Here is a 24,917-nt window from a genome sequence, read left to right on the forward strand (position 1 = left end):
TGCGGTTTTTTGCTGTGGGAAGCCCACTTCACTGCCAGACCACCCTCATACTCATAATTGAAAAATAACTGAAAATTATATTCCACAGAGCTGCATAGACTTAAATGCAGGTGTGGAAAATGGAAACATACTCCAATATTAACGATCCTTACCATTTCTGGTCATCTTATCGTAACAGATCATCCTGGATTCTGAAAAGTTTGCTGAAATAGCTCTTCTCTTAATTCTAACGGTGCAGGTGGGACTGGGTTCACTATGGGCCTTCCTTGGGCATGCCTTTATGCTGGATATAATTGCAACGTATATAGGATGGCCCACCGGAAGTCCATTCCAGCTTGAAGTTGCCTTTGCGAACCTATCATTTGGTGTGCTGGGCCTACTATCCTGGAAGTTTCGTGGAGAATTCTGGATGGCAACCATAATCGGTTTCAGCGTATTTTACCTTGGAGCTGCCTAGGGCACATCATGGATGCTTTAATTAACCTTAACTATTCTCCGGGAAATGTCGGCGCCCCCCTATACATTGATATAGTCATCCCACTTCTGCTGATTCTGCTCATGGTTTACCATAGAATAATTTCTCAGGAAAAGTCAGGGTTAATCTGTTAATCTTAATCCTTTGATTATTTTTCTTTATGGTTATCATCTTCTGAGGGACTACAACCACTATTCAGAAGATGGTACTTCCTGTTTTTTAATCTGCCGATGAAGTCTCATCAAGGATCTATGACCATTCAAGGCACCGGGACTTCTCTCCCACAGGGCAGACATGGACATTGACAATCTTTATTATATCGATATCCTCTATGACTCTCCTTTCAACATCATGGGCTATCATGTGGGCATCCCTGAGAAGCATATCCCCGTCAACCTCAATGTGCAGATCAACAGAGGCGTAGGGCCCAAAGTAGTTTATGCGGACCTCGTGCAGTCCCATAACCCCATCCACCGACATGGCTGATTTTTCTATCTCCTCCATGATCTCAGGGGATGGGACCGCCCCCAGTATGTTGTTAACGTTCTCACGTCCAACATCAAAGGCGGTCTTCAGAACAAGGACCGCTATGACCACAGCAACAAGGGGGTCAAGGAATCTGAATCCCAGATGTGAACCTGCAACCCCGACCATTATCGCGATACAGGAGAATATGTCAACCTTCTGGTGCTGGGCATCTGCAACAATTGCTGGACTATTTATCCTTCTGCCGATACGCCCAATGTAGGTGGTCATTGCAATGTTTGCGATTATCCCGAAACCAGCCATCAGGGCCGCAGTGTAATCTGGCGGCGCCAGTTCAGTGAAGAGCTTACGGTAGGCCTCCAAAAGTATCTCATAGGATATTATACCAAGAAAGACCACAACAACAAGCCCGACAAGGGCCTCAGCCCGTCCATGACCGTAGGGGTGCTGCCTGTCAGGGGGGCGCTGCCCTATCCTGAAGCCTATATAGGTTATCACAGATGTCAGTACATCAGAGAGTGTGTGGGCTGCCTCAGCAACAAGCGCAACACTCCCCGATGATACACCGACCAGAAAATTGAGGGATGTCAGCACTACATTACCACCTATACCAGCAAAGGCAGCGCGTCTTCCAAGACGTATCCTTTCAGATTCCTCCAAATCAAACACCACATACAGTTCTAAGTCGTTCCATGGCCTCCTCGATGAGTTCATAGGATGTTGCATAGGACATCCTCACGTAACCTTTTCCTTCATCCCCGAAGGCGGATCCAGGGACAACTGCAACTCCTGCTTCAAGTGAAAGCCTTGAGAATTCCTCTGAATCACCAACATGGGGGAACATGTAGAATGCACCCCCCGGCAGGACACACTCAAGGCCCATATCCGTGAGGGAACTGAACATAAGATCCCGCCTCCTTCTAAACTCGTCCACCATATCCTTGACACAGTCCTGGGGTCCCCTGAGGGCTGCAAGGGCTGCGCACTGAGATATGGAGGGTGCACATGCAGTGTTGTACTGGTGGACCTTCAGGAGCTCCTCGATTATATCCTCGCACCCGGCAACGTAACCGATCCTGAGACCCGTCATTGCATAGGTCTTTGAAAACCCGTTGATTATGAGGGCGTTATCTGTGAACCGCGCCGGGCTGTAGTGTTCTCCATCATAGAGTATCTTCTCATAGATCTCATCTGATATTATTATCAGATCATTGTCCTCTGCGATCTCAGCAATCCCCCTCACGTCATCCTTTCCCATGACGCTCCCGGTGGGGTTTGATGGGGAATTCATTATTATGACACGTGTATCCTCTGTGATGAGTGATTCAACCCTTTCCGGGCTCATTGAGAACCCTTCATCCATGCTGAGGGGCACAGGTATGCTCACCGCCCCTGAGAGCCTGACACAGGCATCATATGAGAGAAACCCCGGGTCAGGTATGAGGGCATGGTCACCCTCTTCAAGGAGGGCGTGGGTGCACATGAATATGGCCTCACTGGCACCAACCGTCACTATTATTGATTCTGGTTCAGCATGAACCCTGTTTTCCCTTTTGAGTTTATCTGCTATGGCTTCCCTCAGCTCCTCCATCCCCATGTTGGAGGTGTAATGGGTCAGGCCCTCATCAACAGCATCCTTAACAGCCTCCCTGACATGATCAGGGACACTGAAATCTGGTTCACCTATGCCAAGGTTTATTGTATCCTCGCCTGCAACATCAAAGATCTTCCTTATCTCAGAAAGCTGTATATCCTTCACACGGGAGGCAAATTTCTTCATGATCATCGCCTTTAGTTATGTTAATTGGATCTCAGAACACTTTCTCAATGTTTGAGTGAGGGGCAGCTATCCATGCAACCATAGCAGCCTGATTCTTCACACCATGGTGTTAATCTGTTATCCTTCATCTTAATGTATTCTTCCATCAGGAAGTCCTCCCTCAAACCCACATTGATATTGTGCCATGGCAGCATCTCACCCGGGGTCCTGGGTCCAGCATAAGCCTCCCACTCCCTCAGCGGAACCCCTGATATGGATGCCCTTTCTATGAGCTCCCCTATTTCAGGACCCCCAGTGGATAGGACGTGCTGTATGAGACCGGCCCGCGGACTCCCCATCCTTACGGGAAGCCCCCTAACCAGTCTGCCAAGGAACCTTATCTTCTGCTTCATCTCACGCGGGTCATAGCCCTCCCACTGAAGGGGTGTGTGTGGTTTCGGGATGAGGGGATTTACACTGAAGCTCACCCGCCCCCTCCTGATCCCTGAAAGATCCCTCATGAGCATCGCCAGTTCTTCAAGGTCCTCACGGGTCTCACCGGGTGCTCCTATCAGGAAGTACATCTTGACACGCAGCCCCATTTCAAGGGCCTTCCTGGTCTTCTCAAAGACCATGTCGTCACTTATGGGCTTGTTTAGTCTGTTTCTAAGCTTCATGGTTGATTCGGGCGCCATTGTTATTGTCCTGAGACCTCCCCTGATGAGTGACTCCATGAGTTCAGGGGTAACAGATTCTATCCTCAGGGAGGGCATGGAAACCAGGAGCCCCATCTCCACAAGTTCACTGCAGAGTTCCTCTATACGGGAGTAGTCGGAGGCCGCTGCACCTATTAGGGAAACCTTATTGTAACCTGTGGCCTCGCAACCCCTCTCTGAGAGGTCAATGAGTTTCCTTAGTGATGTTTCACGTTTAGGGCGGTAGAGGTAACCTGACATGCAGAACCTGCAGCCCCTTGAACAGCCCCTTGAAACTCCGAGGAGGTATGACCTTCCCAGGGATGGTGTCAGGGACCTGTCACCGGTAACAGGGACTATCTGCCTCACGGGGTGGCATGCCTGATCCATGTCCTCAACGATCACCCTCTCCGCAGGGCTGTCGGGCACATATACGCCCTTTATGTTCCTGAACTCATCGAGTTCATTCCGGGGGTCATCCAGTTCAAGGCATCTGTCCATAACCATGTCGAGGACGGGTTCTGCTTCACCTATTATGAAGAGGTCGATGAAATCTGCGAGGGGAAGAGGGTTGGAGGTGATGCAGGGGCCGCCTGCTATGACAAGGGGCCCTGTGCGTTCATCCCTCCTGGGTGGCAGGCCACCATCCCTCAGCATGCCTGGGACCCTGAGGTAGTCCTCCTCGTAGTGGATGGTGAAGCTCACAACATCGAAGTCCCTCAGGGGGCTCCCTGATTCAAAGCTGCGGCTGTGGGGGTGTATGACCCTCTCACACCATGTGTCATCCCTTGAGTTGAGAAAGTGGTAAATAATATGATAACCAAGTGATGACATGGCAGTGGAGTATGGGCTGGGGTAGCATGAGGCAACCCTCAGGTCAACCCGTCGGGGGTTCTTGACGATGACATTGTACTCCCTGAGTTCCATGAGATTATATTGGTAGGGTCATGCACTTAAACTGCTCCTTCAGAATGAGGATGCTGGAGTTTATCCATCCGGTTATTAGGCATGATTTATAAATCCCGATGCCCTATGGGTTATTGACTTTTAAAGATGATACCATGAAGAGGAAGTATTCACTGGTTGCAGTTGGAGGTACCTTTGACAGGTTCCATAAGGGCCACAGAAGACTCCTTGATGAGGCATTCCGTGTTGGGGAGACTGTGATGATCGGTGTGACCTCCGATGAATTTGCAGCTGCAAAGGGCGAGGGTATTGAGCCCTGCAGCGTCCGCATGAAGAACCTTGAGGAGTACCTGAAGGATAAGGACGCCGATTATCATGTCATGAGACTCGATGATCCCTATGGGACCACAGTCACAGAGGAGGCCTTTGAGGCGATAGTCGTGAGCAGGGAGACAGAACCCGTTGCCCATGAGATCAATGAAATAAGGAGGGAGAGGGGGTTCAGGGAACTGGACATCATAACAATCGACATGGTTAAGGCTGATGATGGTTTGCCAATATCATCCACCAGGATAAGGAGGGGTGAGATAGACCGCATGGGCCACATAATAAGGAGGATACGCGGGGCCCTTAGAAGGAGGAAGGAGTGAATGGCCTCTTGAGTTCTGGAGAGTTCTGTGGTTGAATATCAGGAGCCATATAATCCATTAAAACTGTTCCGGCGGTGTTTATATGAGGGTCAATGTCGGCTCAGAAAATCCTGTTAAGGTGAGGGCAACAGAGAACGTCCTCAGGTTGATATACGGTGAAGTTGAGGTCAGGGGCATTGAAGTGGAATCAGGGGTCCCTGATCAGCCAGTGGGCCTCGATGAAACTGTCAGGGGGGCGGTGAACCGTGCCAGAAGGGCCTTCAGTGACTGTGAACTCAGTGTTGGTATCGAGTCAGGACTCCACAGGGTTCCAGAGACAATCACGGGTTTTGTTGATCTTCAGTGGTGTGCAATCTATGATGGTGAACGCATAACACTTGGTGTCAGCGCCGGATTTGAGTACCCTCCAATGGTGGTTGAGGAGGTCCTCGCCGGGAGGGAGGTGGGTGATGTGATGGATGAACTCACAGGTGTGGATGAACTTGGCAGGGAGAGGGGTGCGGTGAGTTTCCTTTCAGGGGGACTACTTGACAGGACCGGTAACACGGAGCAGTGCGTTTTAATGGCAATGATACCCCGCATGAACCCATCCCTCTATGGTCTGGAATAGGTGGTGGTGTATTGGATGAGAGGCTGAGGATTTTCCTTCTGATGCTCCTGATATTCTTCACTGGATTCATCCTCAGGGTTGATACAGTCCATCTCCATGGGGTTGATCCGGAGGAGAGGGCTTACCTCACAGACGACCAGGGACTTCCCTACATGTATGAGCTTGACTCCTACTACAATTACCGTATCGCCCTGAACTATATGAAAAACGGGCACGCAGGTGATACAATAAGTGGTGGCGTCCCCTGGGATCTGCATTCATATTACCCTCCGGGCAGGCCCGCGGTTTACCCGCCGATGATAGCATGGATATCTGTGGCCCTTTATTGGTTTCTGGCCATATTCACTGACATAACACTCTATGAGATCTGTTTCTGGCTTCCAGCACTCATCGCACCCTTTGCAGGAATTGCAATGTTCTTCCTCATCAGAAGGTACTCCGGGGATCTGTCAGGATTCACTGGAGCCATTTTAACGGTCACGGCACCCCTATACTTTGCAAGAACAGTCCCTGGATTTTTTGACACTGACATGTTTAACTGTCTTTTACCGGTTCTTGCAGTATTCTTCTTCGCTTTGGCTGTTGAATCCGATGAAGGGGGAGGTATTATTGCAGGGGTTCTCTATGCAATTTCAATTCTGATATTCTCCTTCACATGGACAGGGTGGCCCTTCATATTCTATGTTACCGGAGCATCAGCCATCATTTACTCTTTGATATTCTGGAGGAGAGTTTCCTTAAAAAGAATCTTCTTCCCACTTTTAATGGCGGTTATATTAATAGGTCTCTTTAATTGGGGTCAGCTCTCATATGCACTGAATCCCCTTAACCTCCAGGCTCCGGTGGCTTCAGGCGGCCCGTGGCCAGATATCTATGAATCTGTCTCTGAGCTGGAGAGTCCTTCACCTGCAGCCTTTTTATCAGCTGTGGGGCCCCTTAACCTTGGCTTTGGTGTTCTGGGGGCCCTGGTAATTGTCAGCATATTGCTCAGGGATGAGATGCGCAGGAGACACCTTAAGCCATTCACACCATTCATCTTCATTCTGTCAATGGTGTGGATGCTCTCTACACTCGCAGCATATTATCTGAGCATCCGCTTCGGAATTCTGGCCATACCACCCTTAACATTTTTATCAGGGGTATTTCTCGGGGTTCTTTTCTCCTATATGGACTCTGCAGCTGATAAAATCCCTTTAAGGGTGAGATATTTTGCTGTGCTGGTGGTTCTCATAATGATACTATCTGTGGCTGTCCTGGAGGCATCGGAGATCAGCAGGGTTCCTTTCATTAATGATGACTTCGCAGATGCAATGGAGTTTTTGATTAATGAGACCTCTCCAGGCACAGTTGTGGTTACCGAGTGGAGCTATGGCCATTACATAACAGCAGCAGCGAACAGGCCGGTGCTATTTGATGGGGGATCCCAGAATACGCAGAGGGCCTACTGGATATTCAGGGCATTTGAAACAGATAATGAAAGCCTATCAGAGGGCATATTTACAATGCTGACCTCCTCAGGGGATAATGCTGTCACACTGCTGGAGAAGAGGACAGGGGATACTGAACTCACGGTAAGGATACTGAACGACATCCTTGGAGTTGAAAGGTCCACTGCAGCAAGGATACTCTCTGATAAGTATGGGTTGGGGGGAGAATTTGCAGGTGAGCTCCTGAGATACACTCACCCGGAGAGGAGGGGTAACTTCACGGTTCTCACAACCGATGGCATGATTTACATAGGCTACTGGTACCTATACTATGGCTCCTGGAATTTCACTTCAGGCAATTCCAGTGCCTTATATGTGGTGAAGGATGTCCGGAAATCAGATGTTGAAGGCGCCCTGCGGAGCGGCCTGTGGATGGGTAAGAAGCCCTTCAGGTTCATAGTTAGGGATGGGGACTCAGTGAGGTTCATTGATGTGAATAGATCAGGTAACTTCTCTGTAATATTCCTCGTGGATTATAACCTTGCAGTGGTAACCGACAGGGGCCATGATGAATCCATGTTTGTGCGACTGGTCCTGCTTGGCGAGGACACCCAGCACTACAGAAAGTTATACCGGGATGGATCTGTAACTGTCTGGGGGGTTAGATGATCTTGAGGCAGCATATGAGGACAGTCCTCCTGGTTGCAGTGATATTCGCCATCGGGTTTTCCATCAGGATGTTAAACGCAGGATATGATGATCCCCTCTACAATGATGATGAGGGACTCCAGTACTTTCAGGAGAGCGATTCATACTATAACTACAGGCTCACAGAGAATCTGGCACTGCATGGGATCATGGGTGACGCTGTAATTGGAGGTAAGGTGTGGGACCTGCACTCATATTACCCTCCAGGCGTGCCTCTGGATTATCCTCCATTACTCCCACTGGTAGCCTTAACCCTGCATGTTATCCTTGGTGTTATTGCACCGGTGAGTCTAAGGTCCATATGCCTCATACTACCTGCCCTTATGGCTCCACTTGCGGGTGTGATATGCTTTTTCACTGTAAAAAGGTTTAAGGGGGACATCCCCGCATTCATGGGTGCCTTGCTCCTGGTATCGGCGCCATTTTATCTCATAAAAACTGTATACGGATTCTATGATACTGACATGCTGATTCTGACGGTGTCTCTGACGGTCTTCTTCCTTTTCATTGAAGCTGATGCCAGTGAAAGGAACAGGGTGCTTCTATCGGCCACAGGGGGTTTTGCCCTGTTTTTATTTTCAATCACATGGAGCGGATGGCAGGTAATGTTTTATGTGACTCTTGTGACGTTCATCATTTTAGCACTGACTTCACGCTCAGGAAGACCCCTGAGGGATGTCCTGGAAACATTCTTACCTGCCTTCATGGCTCTTTTCATCCTCCTCATCCTTTTCAATCACCTTGAACTTATTAAAATGATCATGACCCCCTTCCATCTGCAGGATCTCATTTATAAATCCCACTGGTATCCGTGGCCGGACTCGTATACCAGTGTGGCTGAGCTTCAGCCAGCATCCATGGACAGGGTTCTGAGGTATGTCTCACCGGTACTGCTTTTGATGGGAGCTTCTGGAATACCAGCAGCCCATATGATTTGCCGGAGAACTGGCTCTTCCAGGCTTCCTGTAACCTTTCTATCAGTCTGGACTCTTGCCGGTGCACTGACGCTCATTGAGGGTGTCAGATTTATAATGATGCTCATAGCACCTCTAGCAGTATCTGCAGGGATCTTCGTGGGAGCTGTTCTTGAATACTCCGCTGAATCCAGGTTCCGGTGGATTAGGGGGGTATCATTCATTCTCATTGTCCTCACGGTATCTGCACAGCTTGTAGTATCAGCTGGCATGGTAACAGCTTTAAAGCCCGGGTACAATGATTACTTTGAGGAATCAGCCCAATGGATAGCTGAGAACACTCCCCGGGATACAGTTATAGTAACTGACTGGAGTTATGGCCACTTCTATGCATCTGAGGCTGACAGACCTGTCCTCTATGACGGGAGACTGGCATACATCGAGACTCTACCGGCCAGGAGCGTGTGGTATGCATCATCAATGGACCCGGAGATACCTACAACGGCAAGGGACTACTGGATAAACCTTGCACTCTCATCAGGGAACCGGACCCTCTCCTTAAACATACTGCGGATGCTGGCAAACTCGGGGGATGATGCTTACATACTCCTTAAAAATCAGACAGGCAGCCGGATGGCAGCATACCGGATAATGAATGAGATTCTTGGACTGGACAGGAGGGCGGCCATGGATGTCCTGATGAACAGGTATGGATTTTCAGGGCCAGATGCCCTCCAGATACTGGCCAGGACACATCCTGATGATTCAAGGAAAATAGTGGTTGTAGTCCCTCAGCAGATGATAACCATGATAGCCTCTGAGGGTTCAGGTGATATGCCGGCCGGGACCTACTCTGTGATCAGGTTTAAGGATGGGGTGATTGAGGAGAAGATAATAAATTCTTCAGGTAACATCACAGTTCTTGAAACACCTTATGGATCATACTGGATGAATAGAAAATACAGGAATTCACTGCTTTTAAAACTCATCCTGGGAGTTAAGGATGAAGATTTTTCACTCATCTACAGAAATAGGCAGATAAAGGTTTATCTTATAAAAAGCTAAAAAAAGGTTTAGAGTTTGTTAATCGTGGAGTCACGGGCGGTGTTGATTACTTCGCTTATGTTTCCTGCTATTGAGCTGGAAATGTTGAAAATGTAGGAGCCCACTGCTATGACTATCACAAGGAGGGCTCCTACGATTAGTATCATTTCAGCGCTTATCTGGGCCTCTTCCTCGATTAACACTTTAATCTACTCTTAGATTCCTGCGCCTGTGTTGACGTTTGTTCTTACGTTGTTTATGTCCTGTGCCGCGTTGAGGTTTGATTTGCTGAAGTATGCCCTGTAAATCAGTAGTGCGACTATTGCTATTACTATGACACCACCAAAGAGCAGTATGTATTCAGCTGCACCCTGTCCGGCTTCATCCTTTAAAAACTTCATATTCTTACACCTCCATCAATATTCACCAGTTCTGGCTTGCTACCTACTATGTATTTATCCGCTTATAAATTTAGCGGATAACACTCTCAGTTACATTCTTGCCATCACATCCATATCAACATATTTAAGGTGTTTTGTTCATAGTATCACAAAGGGTGATGTGATGCCAAGGAAGTACAATATCGACAGGGTGATACTTGAAGTTCTGCAGGATGGTGACCTCAGCCGTGTTGAACTTGGGGAGAGGGTAAGGTCTAAGACCGGCTTTGCTGTCACCGACAAGACAATAAATGAGGCCATCTTCAAGCTACTCAAGGCCAGCAGGATAACGGTCACAGGCTACGACCTCAGCATATACAACGGTGTTGAGAGGGTCCAGTCCCTCAAACCAGATGGCATAGTATTCGGCCTTTTGGAGAGGGATCCCCTTGAGATCAACCTCCTCATAAGAAGACTTGAGTCTGAGAACCTACATGAATCAGAATCAGCCTTAACAAGCTCAAAAAAATTTTCATGGCAAAAACAGGGGATCTTGGGGTTGATGCTGAGGGTATATTTTCCTTGATAGTTAATGAGATCCTATCGCTGGGTTCTGACCAGAAGAGGGTTATAACACAGAAACTTGCCTATGCCCTCAGTGATGAGGAGGATGCCCCTGAACAGCTCAGGCACCTCATCACATACTTTGAGATTCGAGCAGGGAACCTTTAGTCCCTTTTTTGAGTTTAACCGGTGTTCACACTTTCTCTCACATTATTGAGGTCATCAGCCACGTTCAGTGGATTCGTTGTTTTTATGTACTGGCTGTAAATCAGGAGAGTTGCTATCGCAATCATGATCACACCACCAAATAGCAGTATATACTCAGCGGCTCCCTGGCCGCGTTCATCAAAAACTATTATCAATGAAATCCACCCCATTTAATTTTAGATCACCATATGGAAACAGGATTATATAAAACTTCACTTTAAAAAACCTTTTATAAAGGAATGCAGAAATAGATAACCAGTTACAGTTACTCTTGGGAGCGGGAGGCATTAAATGATATATTTGATTATCACACTTGCTGGAATACTCATGATATTCGCCGGCCTTTACTTCATGTCCCTTGGTTTTGCAACACCCCCTGATATCTTCATGTTCTTTCTGGGACTCATTCTCTTTGTGCCGGGCCTAATAATAACCCTTCTATTCGCTGGAAAGGTAGACCTGAAGTCAATTAAAACTGATTCGGGGGCCAGAAAAGGTGAAAAAAGGATTAAGACGGAAACGGCCAGGCCTCCTGTTAAGAGTAAAGTCACCGGAAAAACTTCAGCCGCAGAATCCGGAAGGCCCAGAAGGGTACCTGAAATGATTAAGGGCGGAGAAAAAACAGGGGCTACAGAAACCATAAAATCAACCCGGGAGGCACCTGAAAGGAAACAAGGGCCGGTTGGACCTGTAAGGGTAAAACATGAACATGAAGAAAAAACAGGGTCTATTAAAGTTGCAGAGACAGCCGATAAAAAGTTAGAGGTTAAAGGATCAGAAGCCTCCACCACTCCCAGAATTAAACCTTCAAGAGTCTCAGAGGAAATACGGGGTGAATTGGCTGAAAAGCCTGATGAATCCCATAAAACTACTCGGGTGACTGAAAAACCTCCCATAAAGCCAGCCCCCATAAGACCCATGAGGTCAGCGCCGGAGAGGGAGATCAGAAAAAAATCAGAGGTCCCACCATCTAAGGACGAAGAGGCCCCAAAAAGGAAGTTTCTCAGCTTGCCAAAGATCAGGAGGGGTAAGGAGAAAGAGGAAACCAGAAAACCGTCCACCGTGAAGCCTCCCAGAAAAGAGACTCCAGCACCTCCAAAGCCGGGCCCCGCCAGGAAACCAGCAGACAACAGCTACGTTACAGAGAGGCTCCAGAGACTCAAACAGGAGTACATTGAAAACGTTGATGACGTCGAGGATCTCCTCGAGGACCGCCTGGACTCCTTCAAGGGTGCAATAAACAGGATAAGGGCTGAAACGAGGGAGCCAAGCATAATATGGTCATTCGATGCTTCAGACGTTCAAGATGCTATGAGGGAGACCATTACGGCGGCAGAGGAAAGCGTAGTCCTCATGTACCCCTGGATACGTAATATAGATGTCTCAGTCCTCAAGAAGTTCATGGATACAGAGAGCCGACTCATAATACAGGAGGCAAGCCTGGATGATGAGGCCTCTGTGGAGCTGATAAAGGTCCTGGTGGATAACAATGTTCAGATAAGGACAATGCCTCACATACACACGGTTGCAGCAGTCGCAGATGATAAAAACGGTCTTATAATATCAACAGATCCCATATATGAGAGTTTTGAGGTTGGTGTCATCTACAAGGATAAAAAATCAATCTCTGAGATCAAAAAACTCTTTGAGGAGGCATGGGAACTTTCCAATGAAATCAATCTGGAGGGAGTTTAATGAGAATTCAGTGGTTTGGACATTCAGCATTTGAGATAACATCCTCTGATACAAGGATACTCCTTGACCCTTTCATAAGTAACAACCCGGTCTGCAGCACTGCAGTTGAGGAATTGGAGCCAGATGTGATCTGCGTCACCCATGGACATGCTGACCATCTCGGTGATGCGATGGAGATCGCTGAGAGGACTGGTGCGCTCCTAATAGCTAACCATGAACTATCTGTTTTTTTCTCAGGGCAGGGCCTTGAAAGTAACGGGATGAACATCGGCGGAAAGGTTTCCATTGATGGTATAGATATAAGGATGGTTGATGCAAGGCACTCATCTGATATAGACTTTACAGAGGATGTTACATCAGGAGGCAGCGCCTGCGGCTTCATAATTGAGACCCAGGAGGGTAAGGTGTATCATGCCGGTGATACTGGACTCTTTGCAGATATGAGGGATGTTATAGGTGAGATTTACAGGCCTGAAATTGCACTCTTACCTATAGGTGACAGGTACACCATGGGCCCTGATGATGCTGCAGCTGCAGTGGGCTGGATAAAACCTGAAAAGGTTCTCCCGATGCACTACAATACCTTCCCTGTAATCGAACAGAACCCCCAGGTATTCGCTGAGCTCGTTGAGAGGACATCCCCCGGTACGGAGGTTGTCATACTGGATGTCGGCGGATTCCATGAATGCTGATTAATCAAGGAAAGAGTGGTAGGATGGCAAATTTTTTCACAAACTTCATGGATAAACTGCTTGGAAGGAACAAGAAACTTAAGATAGGACTCTATGGACACCCAAATTCAGGTAAAACAACCCTGGCCAACAGGATGTGTGAGGACTGGCTTGGAAAACCACTGGGCTTAACATCAGAGATACCCCATGAGACAAGGACTGTTTACAAGAAGGAGAAGATAACCATAAGGAAGGATGGTGCTGAACTTGACTTTGACATCATCGACACACCGGGGATAGCCACCAAGGTCGACTACAAGAACTTTCTGGAGTTTGGATTATCAGAACCAGAGGCCAAGGAAAGGGCAAAGGAGGCCACAAAGGGGATAATAGAGGCCATAAAATGGCTCGATGACGTAACAGGGGTTCTGCTTGTCATGGACTCATCACAAGATCCCCTGACACAGGCGAACATAACCATAATAGGGAACCTGGAGGCAAGGAAGATACCATTCCTTATAGTTGCCAATAAGATAGACCTCCCGGATTCATCACCTGAGAGGATAGTATCGGTCTTCCCCCAGCACACCGTTGTCCCTATATCCGCACTGCACGGTGAGAATACAGAGGACCTTTACATGGAAATGGTTAAAAAATTCAGATGAGGGTTCAAAATGGATGGCTTAAAAATGGATTTTCTTTCATCAAAGGCTCTTGAAGATAAAAGCAGCATGGAAAAGATCTCAATGATCATAGACCGTGTAAAGGATGGGGACATACTGGTACTTGAGGGCAGCCTCTCGCCCTCGGAGGAGGCAGAACTCATAGAGACGACCATGAGGGAGATCGACGTCGAGAACTTCGTTGGTATAGACATATACACACTTGAAAAGGATGAGAAGGCATTCATGGGCCTTTCAAAGAGGAGGACAGTGGGGCTAACCATAATAGGCCCCGCCAATGTTATGAAGACGGTCAAAAGGAAGTCCAACTTCCTTTCAATGATTGCAGAGATCGGTGATTCGGGTGCATCAGTGCATTAAGTGCGGTGCTAAGTTCAGGTCCTCAGAGGAGCTCATGAATGGCTGTCCGAAGTGTGGAAGCAGATACTTCAGGTATGTGGCTGAACGGAAGGATCCTGAACCCAAAGGGGAGCCCATTGAGACAATAATGGTAAGGAAGAATGGAATATATGAGGTTAACCTGACCTCCCTCCTTGAGGATGACTCAATAATTGTTTCAGATGAGGAGGGTAAGTACTTCATTGACCTGAACTTTCTGCTTAAAAAGAATCTTAAGAGGAAGGTTAAGTAGGCTCCTGAGATATTATTTTTGGCTTTTATGGTGTTCAGGGCTTTACATGCTGGGGACTTCAGTCCTCCTCAACTATGTCCCCCTTTCCCGGTGGAAGATTCCTTATGAAGTCCTCAAGGGGGAATAGATTTTCATCATCAACCCTTGACTTTATGGCCTTTGCAAGGGCCTCCTTTTTGGTGTAACCTGGTTTCACGGTCACAAACTTTTCTGCCATCCTTTTAACAGCAGAGGGAGGACCGCTCATAACCCTCTCACCCTCATAGTCAACCACCCCGATGGCTATCTTTAGGGGAACACCCCTCAGGTAGTTCCTGGGTCCCCTTATGATGAAGGCACCGCGTGCAACGAATTCTCCGGATTTTGGTGTCTTTGTGACCTGCTCCGGGTGGACCCAGTATACGTCCAGTGATGTGAATCCGCGGGTCCAGGCACTTGAGAATGAGGCCGCGAAAACTGCAGCCTCCTGTATTGTTGTCTCTGGAATATCCCGCCCCCCACTCTTTATAACGACGGATGGGGCCCCATGGATGTCTGAGTGGAGGTATATGTCCCTTGGTTCCATATGTTTCTTCACAACAATCTCATTGGTGCCGGCGTCTCTTCCACCGATCACAAGGAAGCCGTCAGAGGATACGAACCACCGGAACTTCTCAAACCATCGCAGTTTCCTTTTAACCCTCCTCCTGGGCACCATGATGTTCCTTAGGGCGTCGTCCCTCTTTCTTTCAATCCTTTCAATTTCCTTCTCAGTCCTCTCAATGGCGGTCATAACACCATTTATCTTTCTCTTAGCCTTCTTGGCCTTCTCATAGTACACCTCTGCATTCTCGGGGACCCCAAGCTTTGAATCAATCCTTACTGGCTCCCCATCAAGGAGGAGGGTCAGGTTTCCCATCCTGTCGATTTCGGTTATGTTTCTGGCCTCCGGGAGGCCTCTTTTACGTGCATCAGCTATTATATTTTTGATCTCATCCCACGAGTATTTTTCACGGGCTTTCCTTATGGTGGCGAGCACATCCTCCACCAGGGAATAGTTTGCATAGAGGAGGTCACCCCGCCTTGTTGAAACCTCTATGGTTTTTTTGAATTTTTCAAGGGTCTCCCTCTGAATCCGGAGCCTCTTCCGGAACCTGTCAACTTCCCTTTCCCATTCCTCCTCATGGGCCCTCCGTATCTCTTCCCTGAAGATGGAGCTGAAGAACTCGTCTGCAGCGTCATTGAAGCTTTCAAAGTATTTTTTCTTCCTGCCCTGGTATACCATGAGTTCAATGGGGAGGACGTCTTCACCGTCCCCTATGATTTGCGGTTTCAGATCAAGTCCCCGGAGGTCTTTGAAGGTTTCTCCTATTGCAGCATTAATCCTCTCTACATCTTCCATGCTGAGATTGCTGCATGGCGTGTTCTTGTCAAGGCCCGCCCTGAGGACTATCTCCTCAGCATAGAGGCCCCCGAAGCCGCTCCTTGCAAGTGTCCTTATCAGGTCAGCATCGGAGCTCATCAGTATCTCTTCAAGCTCTGAGGGTTCATAGTCCAGGGGGTTGATACCCCTTGATGGGGGGTACTCATATATTTCACGTGATGCTATCCTCCGGTCACTCCAGGTTTTCCTTTTCAGGGGCAGTATTATCTCCCTGTCCTGGTTCAGGAGTATTATGTTGCCCTTCGCGAAGAGTTCAACAATGAGGGTGTACTCCTGGTCCTTCTCAACGGTTATCTCCACTATCCTGTCGAATCCGTGCTGTCTTACCTCCCTCACTATACCTCCCCGGAGGTGCTTTCTCAGTAGCATGGGAAATGAGGGCGGGACCTTGGGGTTCTGTGGCGGATAGTTTGTCCGGTGGATCCTCGCACCGGCCTGCATGACCACGTCAACCCTCCCCTCACCCGGCACATGGAACCTTATGATCACGGTATCCTTTAGGGGCTGGTAGGCCTTGTCTACCCTGGCACCCCTGAGCATCTCATTCAGTTCACTGGTAACTGCAAAAACATCAACGTTTGACATTGTCTTCATATACAACACCTCATGGGAAAAGCAGTGGCCATAAAATTGGGTCTGTATACCTCTCTGTCTCCGGCTGTTTAAGTATATTCACATTTATGGAGTGGGTTTCACATTCTTTAAATGGGTCCACTACGGTAGGAAACCATGAACATGCATCCTACCAAAGTCCATGATACGGGATCAGCGACGGGTTTAAGTATATTAACCATGGACCAATAATATCTTCTGTATGGTTTGATTTAAACCAGATACAGAAAATATATCTGGAGGTTCTTAAATGGATATCGAGGCTAAAATGACAGCTATTCACGTTCCTGCAGGGATAGTTGCTGCAATAGTGTCATTCTATCTTTCTAATGGTTCAATAGCAGTTTTAGGCAAAAATCAGGCTCTTGGGACCTTTGCGGGTCTTGTGATACTTCTAATTGTAGGGAACATTGCTGAAAGGCTGTTCGGTAAGGAGGAAGTTGGAGGATTTAAGGGGTGGCTCTGGAGCGGTATAGTGCCATTCTTCTTTGTATGGTCTGTTGTATGGGCGATGCTCATCACCTCAACAACAATAACTCCATAAAAGTTTTTTCTGGAAGAGCAGAAAGTTAGGAATTTCAGGGATCTAACTCCCTATGTGGCGATGGGTGAGTTCCCGGTAACTAATCCAGTTCAAATCCTCTTTCACGATCCCTTAGGTCCATAATACCCAGGCAAATACGAATATGATTGCCAGGACGAATATCAGGGGCGCTATCAACCGGCTAACTGCAACAATTGAGCTTATGGTTGATACGAGTTCAGTGGAGTTGGTGGGTCCAAGTGTGTGGAGGCCCCTTATCCTGACGACCCTGCAACCGGCACTGACCTCCTCAAGGTCGTCCAGTGCATCCGATACCGTCATGATGATCTCATTTTTGATTTCATCTCTTTTCTGTTTACCCACAGGATTATGGCCCCCTGATAGGGTGTTTACAAAGTGGGTGTCTGTTGTCATGACCTCTGCATCATCTAAGTCCAGTTTCATGAGCTCTTCCCTGATTTCATCCCTGAAGCCCATCACCATGTTGTTGGAGTCAAGGAGGACGTAGGCTGTTTTCTGGTCTCCAGCTTCAACAACCATGGCCATAACTCCACTCTCACCCACACCATCCTCCTTTGAGAAGTTACCGGTTCTCCTGGCGCATCCGACCCTTAGCCTGTGGTAGGATGATGGGCATTCAACTGACTCAACTGCATCAAGCAGGTCAAACATTTCAGGGTTACCTGCGAGTATCCTGCCTGTTTCCCCCTTGAAGGAGTTGTGGCAGTCCACCACCACAACGTTTTCTGACCCGCATTTACTCCTTGCCAGGTTCATCATGGAGAGCCCCACCCCGAATTCTATATCATCAAAGCCCTCAGGGGCCAGCGTTGCAAGCATAAGCATATCCTCTCCAAAGAACTGCACACCGATGGTGGCATTTTTTCTCGTGTACCTCCTGAACTCACTGGCAGTATCATGGTATTCCATATCATCCAGGGCCTCCCTCACAGCAGCCTCCACCTTTTCAAGTTCCTTAACAGAGACAGGGTTGAAGTCATGGGTTGATGGGCCATGGGCGACCATGGTGAATTCACTGAATCGCCGTGAGATTAGGGTGGGCATGTTACCCCCACCGATAGTACCTATGGGGCCCGGGTGCACTGAGGGGCTTATGAGGATGGCCTTCACATCGGAACCCCTCCTGAAGGCCACAACCCCAACAAGGGTGTCAACGGGTTCCCCGATCTCACTGAAGATGTTCTCAAGTTCAGGGGAGTCCTCGGTTATATGGGAGAGAAAGAGGCTGAGGAATTCCAGGGACCCCACACCAAGATTTTTTCGCATCGGAGACTCAACCACCATTACGAAGGAGTAGATGGCGAGTATCAGTATGACAGAGGCCACCAGCATCTTCAGGAAGAATCCTATGACACTGAAGTAACCGACATTGCTTGTGAGGCTCAGAACCGCCACAACCACGTTCATGCTCACAATCAGGAGGGGCTGGACAGATGATATCAGCACGGAATTTGTGAAACTTATGTTTGAGGTTCCCCAGATCACCAGAAGGCGGAACGCAAATATCACTGCAGATGCAATTATTATTGAGTCCAGTATGAGGTCAGTGTTCAGGATGGATGAAGCCAGGCATCCCCCCAGGTAGATAACTGAGAATATCATCATTGAGAAAAAGGCAAGGAACATGGACTGCTTCATCTTCATCTTCCTTCCGCCCAGTGAATTGACCCAGGGCTGTGTGATTGCACCGGCCATTATGGACGCGAATCCGAGTACAAGGACGCCGTTTGTACCTCCATAGAGGATGTCATGGAGGGGGCTCTGTCCAGGCACAAGGTCTATGAGAAACCCGAGGGCACCCGCAATGAAACTAATGAATACCATTGAGAGGAGGGATATCTCGGTTTCAGGGAGTGTCATGATGTACTTTGAAAGGTCGGTCACATTCTTTGTACTTGACATATTCTACCTCATACTGATCTCTCTGGCAATCAGCCAGTATACTGGAGAAAGATATTTAAAAATCTGATCCCTATTAAATTTTATTCAATGGCACGGGTCATGATTCAAAAATCTGATCCCCGTTAAATCTGTTCGATGGCATGGTCATGATCCAGTGTCCCGGTGCAACAGGTGCATAGCCCATTATGCGTGCAGGAGATGTTTTTCATGGAGATTAAACTTGAAACACCACTCTCTGAGGAGGTAACTCAACTCAGTGTGGGTGACGTGGTCTATATAAGTGGAAGGATATTCACAGCCCGTGACAGGGCCCATAAGAGGATCCTTGAGAGGGGAGCCCCCTTTGACATTGAGGGTTCTGTGATATTCCATGCGGGGCCCATAATAAGGTTTGATGGTGAACCAGACCCCAGCAGGGAATCCATCCAGGACCCGAAGGCGGAACTGGTTGTTGTGGGGCCCACCACCAGTGGCAGGATGAACCCCTTCCAGCCAGAGGTCCTGGGGCTTGGTGTCAGGGCAGTTATAGGTAAGGGGGGTATGGATGATCGAACACTTTCAGCCCTTAAGAGGCATGGGGCAGTTTACCTTGCCGCTGTCGGGGGCTGCGCAGCCCTCTATGGATCAGCCGTTAGGGCCATAAGGGCAGTGCACTGGCTTGATCTGGGGGTTCCAGAGGCGATCTGGGAGCTTGAGGTAGAGGAATTCGGACCCCTGATAGTTGCAATGGACTCCAGTGGCCGCAGCCTCTATAATGTGGAGGAGGCCAGCCATGACCTTGAGGTCCAGAAACTGCTCGACTAGTATTTAATGGTTGATGAAGTCCCCGGTACTGGAGAAAGTGAACTGATGGTTTATCATTTGATGAGTGAGTATTTCTGTGGTGGAGGCAGTGGAATGACCTTTGATTTCAGCCTATCAGCGGACATTGAACTTTCTGGCCTCGTGGACACCCATGTGCACACGGCCCCTGATGTGAAGAAGAGGATAATGAACGACATCGAACTTGCATACGCTGCACTTGATGAGGGAATGGAGGCCGTTGTGATAAAGAGCCACACTGAACCCACCGCCGGGAGGGCAGGACTGGCATCGGAGGTCACTGGTATGAGGGTTATAGGGGGTGTTACCCTCAACACTTCTGTGGGCGGCCTCAACCCTGATGCCGTGGAGGCCACGGCTTTAATGGGTGGAAAATTTGTCTGGTTACCCACCACATCTGCGGGCAGTGCAGATGGAGACCTTGAAGCTGTACTTTCAGCTGTTGGTGAGCATGAGATGGTCCTCGGGACGGGTCACCTTAAACCAGATGAGATATTCAGGGTACTTGACCTTGCAGCTGAACATGGGGTCAGGAGGATCATCATCAACCACCCGCTGACTGGAGTCGTTGGGGCGACACTCGAGGAGCAGAGGGAGATGTCCAGGAGGGCCTACCTTGAGCACTGCCTCGTAGCCTGCATGCCACTCCATGACGGCCTTGACTTTGAATCAATAGCAGAGGCTGTAAGGCATGTTGGTGTGAGGCGGTGCATACTGGCAACTGATTTCGGGCAGGGCCACAACCCATCACCCATTCTGGGGATGAAACATTTCATATACCTCATGAGGCAGCATGGATTCACTGATGAGGATCTGAGGATAATGTGCCGGGAGAACCCCCTCAGGCTCATATCATAGCTATTCCATTTAGGTGAGGAGTCTGTGGGATCTTCCCTTCAAGCTCATATCATAACCCTCTTTAATGAGCCAGAGAGGGCAGGGATCAGAAATCCAAATAATGTGATTCATAGACTGCCGCCACAGTCAGAGCCAGGAATCCAGAACATGCAAAATTATATATTGGGAATTGGATCAAGGGTGAACAACTTGTTCTTCAGATAACTGTGCGAGTGATATAATGTCTGCTGAGAAGATAGATAAGGAACTTAAGAAGAGGATAAATCAATTTAAAAAACTTTTAAAGAATGATGAGGAACGTGAAAGCTTCTATAACAGCATATGCGGCTCTGAAATTCTTGTAAGAATCGAAATATTTCTACCATCAGGGAATCCGGAAAAGTACTACGATGGACTCTTTCTTTACCTCAACGATGAGGGCAAGATCGTAAGTGCAGAGTACTACTACAATGAGGGGGGTAAGGGGGCCATCACAAAGCTTGAGGGAGACTCCCTGGAGGTTGTGAGGGATCTCTTTGAGGATGAACTGTCCCTTGAGATAGAATGAACTGGTGGGGACACATATAACCATTAAGAAAGTTTATTTATAATAACTCAAATAATTATTATGATTAAATTTTTTAACTGGAGGATTCAATACCATGCGAAGTTTTGAGAAACTAACTTCCCTCAAGGAATACATTCCCATCAAGAAGAAGGAGGGTGGGGAAAAAAATATAGGCCTCCTGGTTGATGGACCGAACATGCTCAGAAAGGAATTCAGCCTCAACCTGGATCTTGTAAGGCAGATAATGTCAGAATATGGTAATATGCGTGTTGGTAAGGTCCTTCTCAACCAGTACGCATCAGATAAACTCATAGAGGCAATTGTTAATCAGGGCTTTACACCAATCGTTGTGGCAGGGGACACCGATGTTTACATGGCTGTTGAGGCCATGGAACTGATATACAACCCTAATATTGATATAATAGCCCTAATGACACGTGACGCTGATTTTTTGCCAATAATAAACAAGGCAAAGGAGAACGGGAAGGACACCATCGTGATAGGTGCAGAGCCAGGTTTCAGCGCTGCGCTGCAGAATTCCGCAGACCATGCCATAATACTCAAACCAGAAAACAGCAAGCCAAGGAAAAAAAGGCCTCCTGCCGAATAATTATGAAAAGGTGAATCCATGCTTGAGGACCCCCTCAATGAGGTTAAACGCAGAGAACATGCCCTCCGAATTATATGGGAGAGGATGGAGGAACATGGAAGGGACGGAATCTATGACCTCACAGGTCTTTCAGGAGGCTTTCCACTTGAAGAGGAGGATATGGACCTCCTTGAAACCTATGTTGGCCCGGCTATATTTGAGGAGAAGCTTCAGGGAGCTGGAAGAGAGCATATGGGCGGTGAGATGGTTGCAGCATTCAACAGGACAAGCAGCGCCATTCTTTCAGCGGTACTGGCACTCACAGAGCCCGGCTCCACAGTTTTTCACTACCTCCCCGAGCTCCCATCACACCCATCAGTCCCAAGAAGCGCTCAGCTTGCATCGGCAGGCTACCATGAAACAGAGGACTTCACAGAGAATCCCCCGGCTGATACGAGCCTCGTTGTTGTAACAGGGTCAACCATGGACCACCGGGTTGTTGAGGAGTCTGATCTTGTCAGGGTCATTGAAATGGCCCATGATGCCGGCGTCCCGGTCCTCGTGGATGATGCATCAGGTGCAAGGCTGAGGACGGTCCTCTTTGGCCAGAGGAGGGCCTGTGACCTTGGCGCGGACCTTGCAGTTACAAGCACAGATAAACTGATGCACGGCCCCAGGGGTGGGCTGATGGCGGGAAGAGCAGAACTCATCGAGGTGGTTAAGTCAAAGGCCTACCAGTTTGGATTGGAGGCTCAGCCACCCCTGATCGCTGCAATGGCCCGGGCCCTTGAGAATTTCGAGCCATCAGAAATCATGGATGCCCTTAAAAGGAAGGAGGAGTTCTTAAGGGATTTCAGACCTGGGGTTGAGGAGACACCAACTGGGTTCATGATAAGACCATCATCAGTTGAGGGCCTCAATGGTTCAGGATATACTGAGGATGAGATTTCAACGGCAATATCCATGCTACTCCTATCAGAGCATGGCATAGTAACCATACCCGCTGTTGGAATGCCCGGAGCCTCAAAGACCCTGAGGTTTGATCTTGCAGCCCGGGACGCTGGAAGGCTTGAAGTTTCATCCCTCCAGGCGGCCATCCATGATGCAATCGAGAAGCTTTCAGGGATCATCCCTGATGATGAGAAAATGCGCAGACTTATCCTTGGATAAGCCATGGAGCTCTTTGAACCAGTAGGGTGGTGTCTGGTTGGTGGTCATAGATGGATCAAGGGGTGAGGGTGGGGGGGCTGTTGTAAGGGTATCAACTGCCCTCGCCGCGGTGACCTCCAGGAGGTTAAGGATATACAATATCAGGGCCAGGAGGCCCAGGAAGGGATTATCACATCAGCACCTCACAGCAGTGAGGGCCGTTGCCAGGATAAGCAACGGGAACCTCAGGGGTGATGAGCTGGGGTCAATGGAACTGGAATTCTCACCGGGCAGGGTGAAGGGTGGGACATTTAACTTCGATGTTAAAACTGCTGGAAGCACGGGTCTGGTCCTGCAGGCCATCATGATAGCTGCTGCAGCATCAGACGGTGAAATTGATGTAACTGTCTCAGGTGGAACCGATGTACTCTGGGCTCCCACCTGTGACTACCTCAGGGAGGTAACACTCCCTATCCTGGAGATGATGGGCTACAGGGCAAGGATCGAGATCATCAGGAGGGGCTACTACCCTGAGGGTGGTGGCATGGTTCATGCGATGATCGAACCATCTGAGCTCAGCCCCATCACCCTTGAGGAGTCAGAGATCCATGCTGTAAGGGGCGTATCACATTCAAGAAACCTCCCAATACATGTGGCAGAGAGACAGGCCGAATCAGCCAGGAGGATACTCAGGGAGACGGGCCTCGATGTTGATATAAGGGTGGAGGATGCATCAGGCCCGGTGGGGAGGGGTTCTGGCATAACCCTCTGGACGGAGGGCAAAACCCGCCTTGGTGCGGTATCCCTTGGAAAGCCGGGTAAGAGGGCTGAGAAGGTCGGTTCTGAGGCTGCAGAGGAACTCATAGGGTTCATAGAATCGGGAAGCCCCCTCGATAAATACATGGGCGACCAGATAATCCCCTACATGGCCCTCACCGGGGATTCAAGGGTCAGGACATCTGAGCTGACACTCCACGCCGAGACCAATATACTTCTCTCAGAGAAAATAACAGGTAGAAGGTTCCGGGTTGAGGGTGAACGTGGAGGTCCGGCAACCATTGAGGCCCTTTAATTATGTCCTGCAGGTTTAGGTGAAGACATGGGTCCTGCAATCAGGGAAAAAAGAAATACTGAAGGAAATACAAGCCGAGAACAAATTATCGGTGGATGCACTCCCCAGAGATGACCTTGCGCAGTGTGCCGTCATCAAGTTCGAGGATGAGTGCACCCTCACTGTTTATACCAACAGCCTCGCCATGGACGATTTCACCCAGCTGTTTTCTTATCTCAACACGCCTACCGATGGTCTTTGAGAGTTTCCTCCATTCCGTAAGGATTCCATCCATCTCCCCGTCCTTGAAGGAGTTATATATCTCCTCAAAGTTCCTCAGGAATCTTGCTATGAGTTCACTGGATTTTATGTCTCTTTTGAGTTCATTTTTAATGGAGGTTGCTCCCGCTCTGAGGTCATCAGGGAAGTGGCTGATATCAACGTTGGTGTCTATCCCCACACCAACAACAACGTACTCAAGGGTGTTGAACCGGGCGTGGGCCTCTGTGAGTATCCCGCATACCTTTTTATCCCCTATAAGTATGTCATTGGGCCATTTTATCCCCACGTCGAGGCCGCACTCCTCCTTAAGTGTCCTGGCAACTGCAACGCCTGCCACGAGTGTTAGAAGGGGTGCCCTTGATGGGTGCACATCGGGTCTCAGGATGATCGACATCCATATTCCCCCCTGGGGGGATATCCAGGGTTTACCCCTTCTTCCCCTTCCACGGGACTGGGTCTTTGCAATGACGACGGTGCCCTCAGGGGCGCCCTCCTCAGCCATCCTCTTTGCGACGTTGTTTGTTGAGTCAACCTCATCAAAGCATTTTATCTCACAGCCTATGTACTCTGTGTCCACCTTAACATCACATGGATCATAATCTTCAACCATGC

27 protein-coding genes and 1 pseudogene are annotated in these 24,917 nt (G+C 48.7%); 19 read left to right on the forward strand and 9 right to left on the reverse strand.

The annotated features are described in order from the left end of the window. Positions 1-238: 238 nt before the first annotated feature. A pseudogene (locus DNK57_RS09335) lies at positions 239-609 on the forward strand (DUF6790 family protein). 115 nt (positions 610-724) lie between these two features. Here the strand turns inward: DNK57_RS09335 and DNK57_RS00010 are convergent. Genes DNK57_RS00010 through DNK57_RS00020 form a run of 3 tightly spaced genes read right to left on the reverse strand, consistent with a single transcriptional unit; the run spans position 725 to position 4,342 of the window. Continuing rightward, positions 725-1,630, reverse strand: coding sequence for a cation diffusion facilitator family transporter (locus DNK57_RS00010; RefSeq protein ID WP_320056824.1), 906 nt, complete (start codon positions 1,628-1,630; stop codon positions 725-727). After that, positions 1,623-2,747, reverse strand: coding sequence for a guanitoxin biosynthesis PLP-dependent (S)-gamma-hydroxy-L-arginine cyclodehydratase GntC (gntC, locus tag DNK57_RS00015; protein ID WP_192961031.1), 1,125 nt, complete (start codon positions 2,745-2,747; stop codon positions 1,623-1,625). The genes DNK57_RS00010 and gntC overlap by 8 nt, the downstream gene beginning before the upstream one ends. Positions 2,748-2,785: 38 nt before the next feature. Further along, positions 2,786-4,342, reverse strand: a complete 1,557-nt coding sequence (locus DNK57_RS00020) for a radical SAM protein (RefSeq protein WP_192961032.1) — start codon at positions 4,340-4,342, stop codon at positions 2,786-2,788. A 134-nt stretch (positions 4,343-4,476) separates the two neighbouring features. Between DNK57_RS00020 and DNK57_RS00025 the strand changes: the two genes are divergently transcribed. The 4 genes from DNK57_RS00025 to DNK57_RS00040 all read left to right on the forward strand — a co-directional run bounded on the left by DNK57_RS00025 (position 4,477) and on the right by DNK57_RS00040 (position 9,695). Beyond that, positions 4,477-4,971 carry a phosphopantetheine adenylyltransferase gene (locus tag DNK57_RS00025; protein WP_192961033.1) on the forward strand — a complete coding sequence of 165 codons (495 nt, stop codon included), beginning with the start codon at positions 4,477-4,479 and terminating at the stop codon, positions 4,969-4,971. A gap of 82 nt (positions 4,972-5,053) precedes the next feature. Next, on the forward strand, positions 5,054-5,581 hold the full coding sequence (gene yjjX, locus DNK57_RS00030; protein WP_192961034.1) for an inosine/xanthosine triphosphatase: 528 nt from the start codon (positions 5,054-5,056) through the stop codon (positions 5,579-5,581). 11 nt (positions 5,582-5,592) lie between these two features. Continuing rightward, on the forward strand, positions 5,593-7,677 hold the full coding sequence (locus DNK57_RS00035) for an STT3 domain-containing protein (protein WP_192961035.1): 2,085 nt from the start codon (positions 5,593-5,595) through the stop codon (positions 7,675-7,677). After that, on the forward strand, positions 7,674-9,695 hold the full coding sequence (locus tag DNK57_RS00040; RefSeq protein ID WP_192961036.1) for an STT3 domain-containing protein: 2,022 nt from the start codon (positions 7,674-7,676) through the stop codon (positions 9,693-9,695). Before DNK57_RS00035 ends, DNK57_RS00040 begins: the two co-directional genes overlap by 4 nt. Before the next feature lie 8 nt (positions 9,696-9,703). On the opposite strand, the gene DNK57_RS00045 is transcribed toward DNK57_RS00040, so the two are convergent. Both DNK57_RS00045 and DNK57_RS00050 read right to left on the reverse strand, forming a co-directional pair. Beyond that, on the reverse strand, positions 9,704-9,877 hold the full coding sequence (locus DNK57_RS00045) for a class III signal peptide-containing protein (protein ID WP_192961037.1): 174 nt from the start codon (positions 9,875-9,877) through the stop codon (positions 9,704-9,706). A 12-nt stretch (positions 9,878-9,889) separates the two neighbouring features. Beyond that, the gene (locus tag DNK57_RS00050; protein WP_192961038.1) at positions 9,890-10,075 is read right to left on the reverse strand and encodes a class III signal peptide-containing protein; all 186 of its coding nucleotides are present in this window, start codon (positions 10,073-10,075) and stop codon (positions 9,890-9,892) included. Positions 10,076-10,238: 163 nt separating this feature from the next. Here DNK57_RS00050 and DNK57_RS00055 point away from each other — a divergent pair, with 163 nt between their 5' ends. Together DNK57_RS00055 and DNK57_RS08925 are read left to right on the forward strand one after the other, a co-directional pair. Then, positions 10,239-10,640, forward strand: a complete 402-nt coding sequence (locus tag DNK57_RS00055) for a hypothetical protein (protein ID WP_226890876.1) — start codon at positions 10,239-10,241, stop codon at positions 10,638-10,640. After that, the gene (locus tag DNK57_RS08925; RefSeq protein WP_226890878.1) at positions 10,637-10,786 is read left to right on the forward strand and encodes a hypothetical protein; all 150 of its coding nucleotides are present in this window, start codon (positions 10,637-10,639) and stop codon (positions 10,784-10,786) included. Before DNK57_RS00055 ends, DNK57_RS08925 begins: the two co-directional genes overlap by 4 nt. A gap of 14 nt (positions 10,787-10,800) precedes the next feature. On the opposite strand, the gene DNK57_RS00060 is transcribed toward DNK57_RS08925, so the two are convergent. Further along, complete coding sequence (locus DNK57_RS00060) at positions 10,801-10,980, reverse strand: class III signal peptide-containing protein (protein WP_192961039.1); 180 nt, start codon at positions 10,978-10,980, stop codon at positions 10,801-10,803. Positions 10,981-11,116: 136 nt separating this feature from the next. Here DNK57_RS00060 and DNK57_RS00065 point away from each other — a divergent pair, with 136 nt between their 5' ends. The 5 genes from DNK57_RS00065 to DNK57_RS00085 are packed head-to-tail and all read left to right on the forward strand — an operon-like array spanning position 11,117 to position 14,505. Then, positions 11,117-12,520 carry a hypothetical protein gene (locus DNK57_RS00065; protein WP_192961040.1) on the forward strand — a complete coding sequence of 468 codons (1,404 nt, stop codon included), beginning with the start codon at positions 11,117-11,119 and terminating at the stop codon, positions 12,518-12,520. Further along, complete coding sequence (locus DNK57_RS00070; protein WP_192961041.1) at positions 12,520-13,212, forward strand: metal-dependent hydrolase; 693 nt, start codon at positions 12,520-12,522, stop codon at positions 13,210-13,212. Before DNK57_RS00065 ends, DNK57_RS00070 begins: the two co-directional genes overlap by 1 nt. 23 nt (positions 13,213-13,235) lie before the next feature. Further along, a complete protein-coding gene (locus DNK57_RS00075; protein WP_192961042.1) occupies positions 13,236-13,856 on the forward strand; it encodes an Era-like GTP-binding protein in 621 nt (206 codons plus the stop codon). Between the two features lie 9 nt (positions 13,857-13,865). Next, the gene (locus DNK57_RS00080; protein WP_010877500.1) at positions 13,866-14,234 is read left to right on the forward strand and encodes a DUF2073 domain-containing protein; all 369 of its coding nucleotides are present in this window, start codon (positions 13,866-13,868) and stop codon (positions 14,232-14,234) included. After that, entirely contained in the window at positions 14,218-14,505 is a 288-nt protein-coding gene (locus DNK57_RS00085) for a Zn-ribbon domain-containing protein (RefSeq protein WP_192961043.1), read from the forward strand. Before DNK57_RS00080 ends, DNK57_RS00085 begins: the two co-directional genes overlap by 17 nt. 58 nt (positions 14,506-14,563) lie before the next feature. Here the strand turns inward: DNK57_RS00085 and rqcH are convergent, their stop codons facing one another. Continuing rightward, positions 14,564-16,522, reverse strand: coding sequence for a ribosome rescue protein RqcH (gene rqcH, locus DNK57_RS00090; RefSeq protein ID WP_192961044.1), 1,959 nt, complete (start codon positions 16,520-16,522; stop codon positions 14,564-14,566). A gap of 268 nt (positions 16,523-16,790) precedes the next feature. Here rqcH and DNK57_RS00095 point away from each other — a divergent pair, with 268 nt between their 5' ends. Then, positions 16,791-17,084 carry an EMC6-like membrane protein gene (locus DNK57_RS00095; protein ID WP_192961045.1) on the forward strand — a complete coding sequence of 98 codons (294 nt, stop codon included), beginning with the start codon at positions 16,791-16,793 and terminating at the stop codon, positions 17,082-17,084. A gap of 111 nt (positions 17,085-17,195) precedes the next feature. Here the strand turns inward: DNK57_RS00095 and DNK57_RS00100 are convergent, their stop codons facing one another. After that, the gene (locus DNK57_RS00100; RefSeq protein WP_192961046.1) at positions 17,196-19,007 is read right to left on the reverse strand and encodes a DUF2070 family protein; all 1,812 of its coding nucleotides are present in this window, start codon (positions 19,005-19,007) and stop codon (positions 17,196-17,198) included. Positions 19,008-19,214: 207 nt separating this feature from the next. Between DNK57_RS00100 and DNK57_RS00105 the strand changes: the two genes are divergently transcribed. The 6 genes from DNK57_RS00105 to rtcA all read left to right on the forward strand — a co-directional run bounded on the left by DNK57_RS00105 (position 19,215) and on the right by rtcA (position 24,044). After that, positions 19,215-19,811 (forward strand): FumA C-terminus/TtdB family hydratase beta subunit, encoded by a 597-nt coding sequence (locus DNK57_RS00105; protein ID WP_192961047.1) that lies wholly within the window; start codon positions 19,215-19,217, stop codon positions 19,809-19,811. 60 nt (positions 19,812-19,871) lie between these two features. Next, positions 19,872-20,687, forward strand: coding sequence for a DUF6282 family protein (locus DNK57_RS00110; RefSeq protein ID WP_226890885.1), 816 nt, complete (start codon positions 19,872-19,874; stop codon positions 20,685-20,687). Positions 20,688-20,907: 220 nt separating this feature from the next. Beyond that, positions 20,908-21,234 carry a hypothetical protein gene (locus DNK57_RS00115; protein WP_192961048.1) on the forward strand — a complete coding sequence of 109 codons (327 nt, stop codon included), beginning with the start codon at positions 20,908-20,910 and terminating at the stop codon, positions 21,232-21,234. Positions 21,235-21,328: 94 nt separating this feature from the next. Then, positions 21,329-21,844 (forward strand): TIGR00288 family NYN domain-containing protein, encoded by a 516-nt coding sequence (locus DNK57_RS00120; RefSeq protein WP_192961049.1) that lies wholly within the window; start codon positions 21,329-21,331, stop codon positions 21,842-21,844. A gap of 18 nt (positions 21,845-21,862) precedes the next feature. Continuing rightward, positions 21,863-22,993 carry a TIGR03576 family pyridoxal phosphate-dependent enzyme gene (locus DNK57_RS00125; RefSeq protein ID WP_192961050.1) on the forward strand — a complete coding sequence of 377 codons (1,131 nt, stop codon included), beginning with the start codon at positions 21,863-21,865 and terminating at the stop codon, positions 22,991-22,993. 37 nt (positions 22,994-23,030) lie between these two features. Then, positions 23,031-24,044: an RNA 3'-terminal phosphate cyclase gene (gene rtcA / locus DNK57_RS00130; protein ID WP_192961051.1), complete on the forward strand. Its 1,014-nt coding sequence runs from the start codon at positions 23,031-23,033 to the stop codon at positions 24,042-24,044. Between the two features lie 85 nt (positions 24,045-24,129). On the opposite strand, the gene DNK57_RS00135 is transcribed toward rtcA, so the two are convergent. Beyond that, positions 24,130-24,915 (reverse strand): biotin--[acetyl-CoA-carboxylase] ligase, encoded by a 786-nt coding sequence (locus DNK57_RS00135; protein WP_192961052.1) that lies wholly within the window; start codon positions 24,913-24,915, stop codon positions 24,130-24,132. Between the last annotated feature and the right edge of the window lie 2 nt (positions 24,916-24,917).

The organism is Methanothermobacter thermautotrophicus (assembly GCF_014889545.1).
GTDB lineage: Archaea > Methanobacteriota > Methanobacteria > Methanobacteriales > Methanothermobacteraceae > Methanothermobacter > Methanothermobacter thermautotrophicus_A.

What these genes read in the sequence shown, in the direction of transcription:
- gntC (WP_192961031.1), bottom strand. Translation starts at nt 2,747, where the DNA reads ATGATCATGAAGAAATTTGCCTCCCGTGTGAAGGATATACAGCTTTCT.
- DNK57_RS00020 (WP_192961032.1), bottom strand. Translation starts at nt 4,342, where the DNA reads ATGGAACTCAGGGAGTACAATGTCATCGTCAAGAACCCCCGACGGGTT.
- DNK57_RS00025 (WP_192961033.1), top strand. Translation starts at nt 4,477, where the DNA reads ATGAAGAGGAAGTATTCACTGGTTGCAGTTGGAGGTACCTTTGACAGG.
- yjjX (WP_192961034.1), top strand. Translation starts at nt 5,054, where the DNA reads ATGAGGGTCAATGTCGGCTCAGAAAATCCTGTTAAGGTGAGGGCAACA.
- DNK57_RS00040 (WP_192961036.1), top strand. Translation starts at nt 7,674, where the DNA reads ATGATCTTGAGGCAGCATATGAGGACAGTCCTCCTGGTTGCAGTGATA.
- DNK57_RS00050 (WP_192961038.1), bottom strand. Translation starts at nt 10,075, where the DNA reads ATGAAGTTTTTAAAGGATGAAGCCGGACAGGGTGCAGCTGAATACATA.
- DNK57_RS00055 (WP_226890876.1), top strand. Translation starts at nt 10,239, where the DNA reads ATGCCAAGGAAGTACAATATCGACAGGGTGATACTTGAAGTTCTGCAG.
- DNK57_RS00065 (WP_192961040.1), top strand. Translation starts at nt 11,117, where the DNA reads ATGATATATTTGATTATCACACTTGCTGGAATACTCATGATATTCGCC.
- DNK57_RS00070 (WP_192961041.1), top strand. Translation starts at nt 12,520, where the DNA reads ATGAGAATTCAGTGGTTTGGACATTCAGCATTTGAGATAACATCCTCT.
- DNK57_RS00075 (WP_192961042.1), top strand. Translation starts at nt 13,236, where the DNA reads ATGGCAAATTTTTTCACAAACTTCATGGATAAACTGCTTGGAAGGAAC.
- DNK57_RS00080 (WP_010877500.1), top strand. Translation starts at nt 13,866, where the DNA reads ATGGATGGCTTAAAAATGGATTTTCTTTCATCAAAGGCTCTTGAAGAT.
- rqcH (WP_192961044.1), bottom strand. Translation starts at nt 16,522, where the DNA reads ATGAAGACAATGTCAAACGTTGATGTTTTTGCAGTTACCAGTGAACTG.
- DNK57_RS00095 (WP_192961045.1), top strand. Translation starts at nt 16,791, where the DNA reads ATGGATATCGAGGCTAAAATGACAGCTATTCACGTTCCTGCAGGGATA.
- DNK57_RS00100 (WP_192961046.1), bottom strand. Translation starts at nt 19,007, where the DNA reads ATGTCAAGTACAAAGAATGTGACCGACCTTTCAAAGTACATCATGACA.
- DNK57_RS00105 (WP_192961047.1), top strand. Translation starts at nt 19,215, where the DNA reads ATGGAGATTAAACTTGAAACACCACTCTCTGAGGAGGTAACTCAACTC.
- DNK57_RS00110 (WP_226890885.1), top strand. Translation starts at nt 19,872, where the DNA reads ATGAGTGAGTATTTCTGTGGTGGAGGCAGTGGAATGACCTTTGATTTC.
- DNK57_RS00115 (WP_192961048.1), top strand. Translation starts at nt 20,908, where the DNA reads ATGTCTGCTGAGAAGATAGATAAGGAACTTAAGAAGAGGATAAATCAA.
- DNK57_RS00120 (WP_192961049.1), top strand. Translation starts at nt 21,329, where the DNA reads ATGCGAAGTTTTGAGAAACTAACTTCCCTCAAGGAATACATTCCCATC.
- DNK57_RS00125 (WP_192961050.1), top strand. Translation starts at nt 21,863, where the DNA reads ATGCTTGAGGACCCCCTCAATGAGGTTAAACGCAGAGAACATGCCCTC.
- DNK57_RS00135 (WP_192961052.1), bottom strand. Translation starts at nt 24,915, where the DNA reads ATGGTTGAAGATTATGATCCATGTGATGTTAAGGTGGACACAGAGTAC.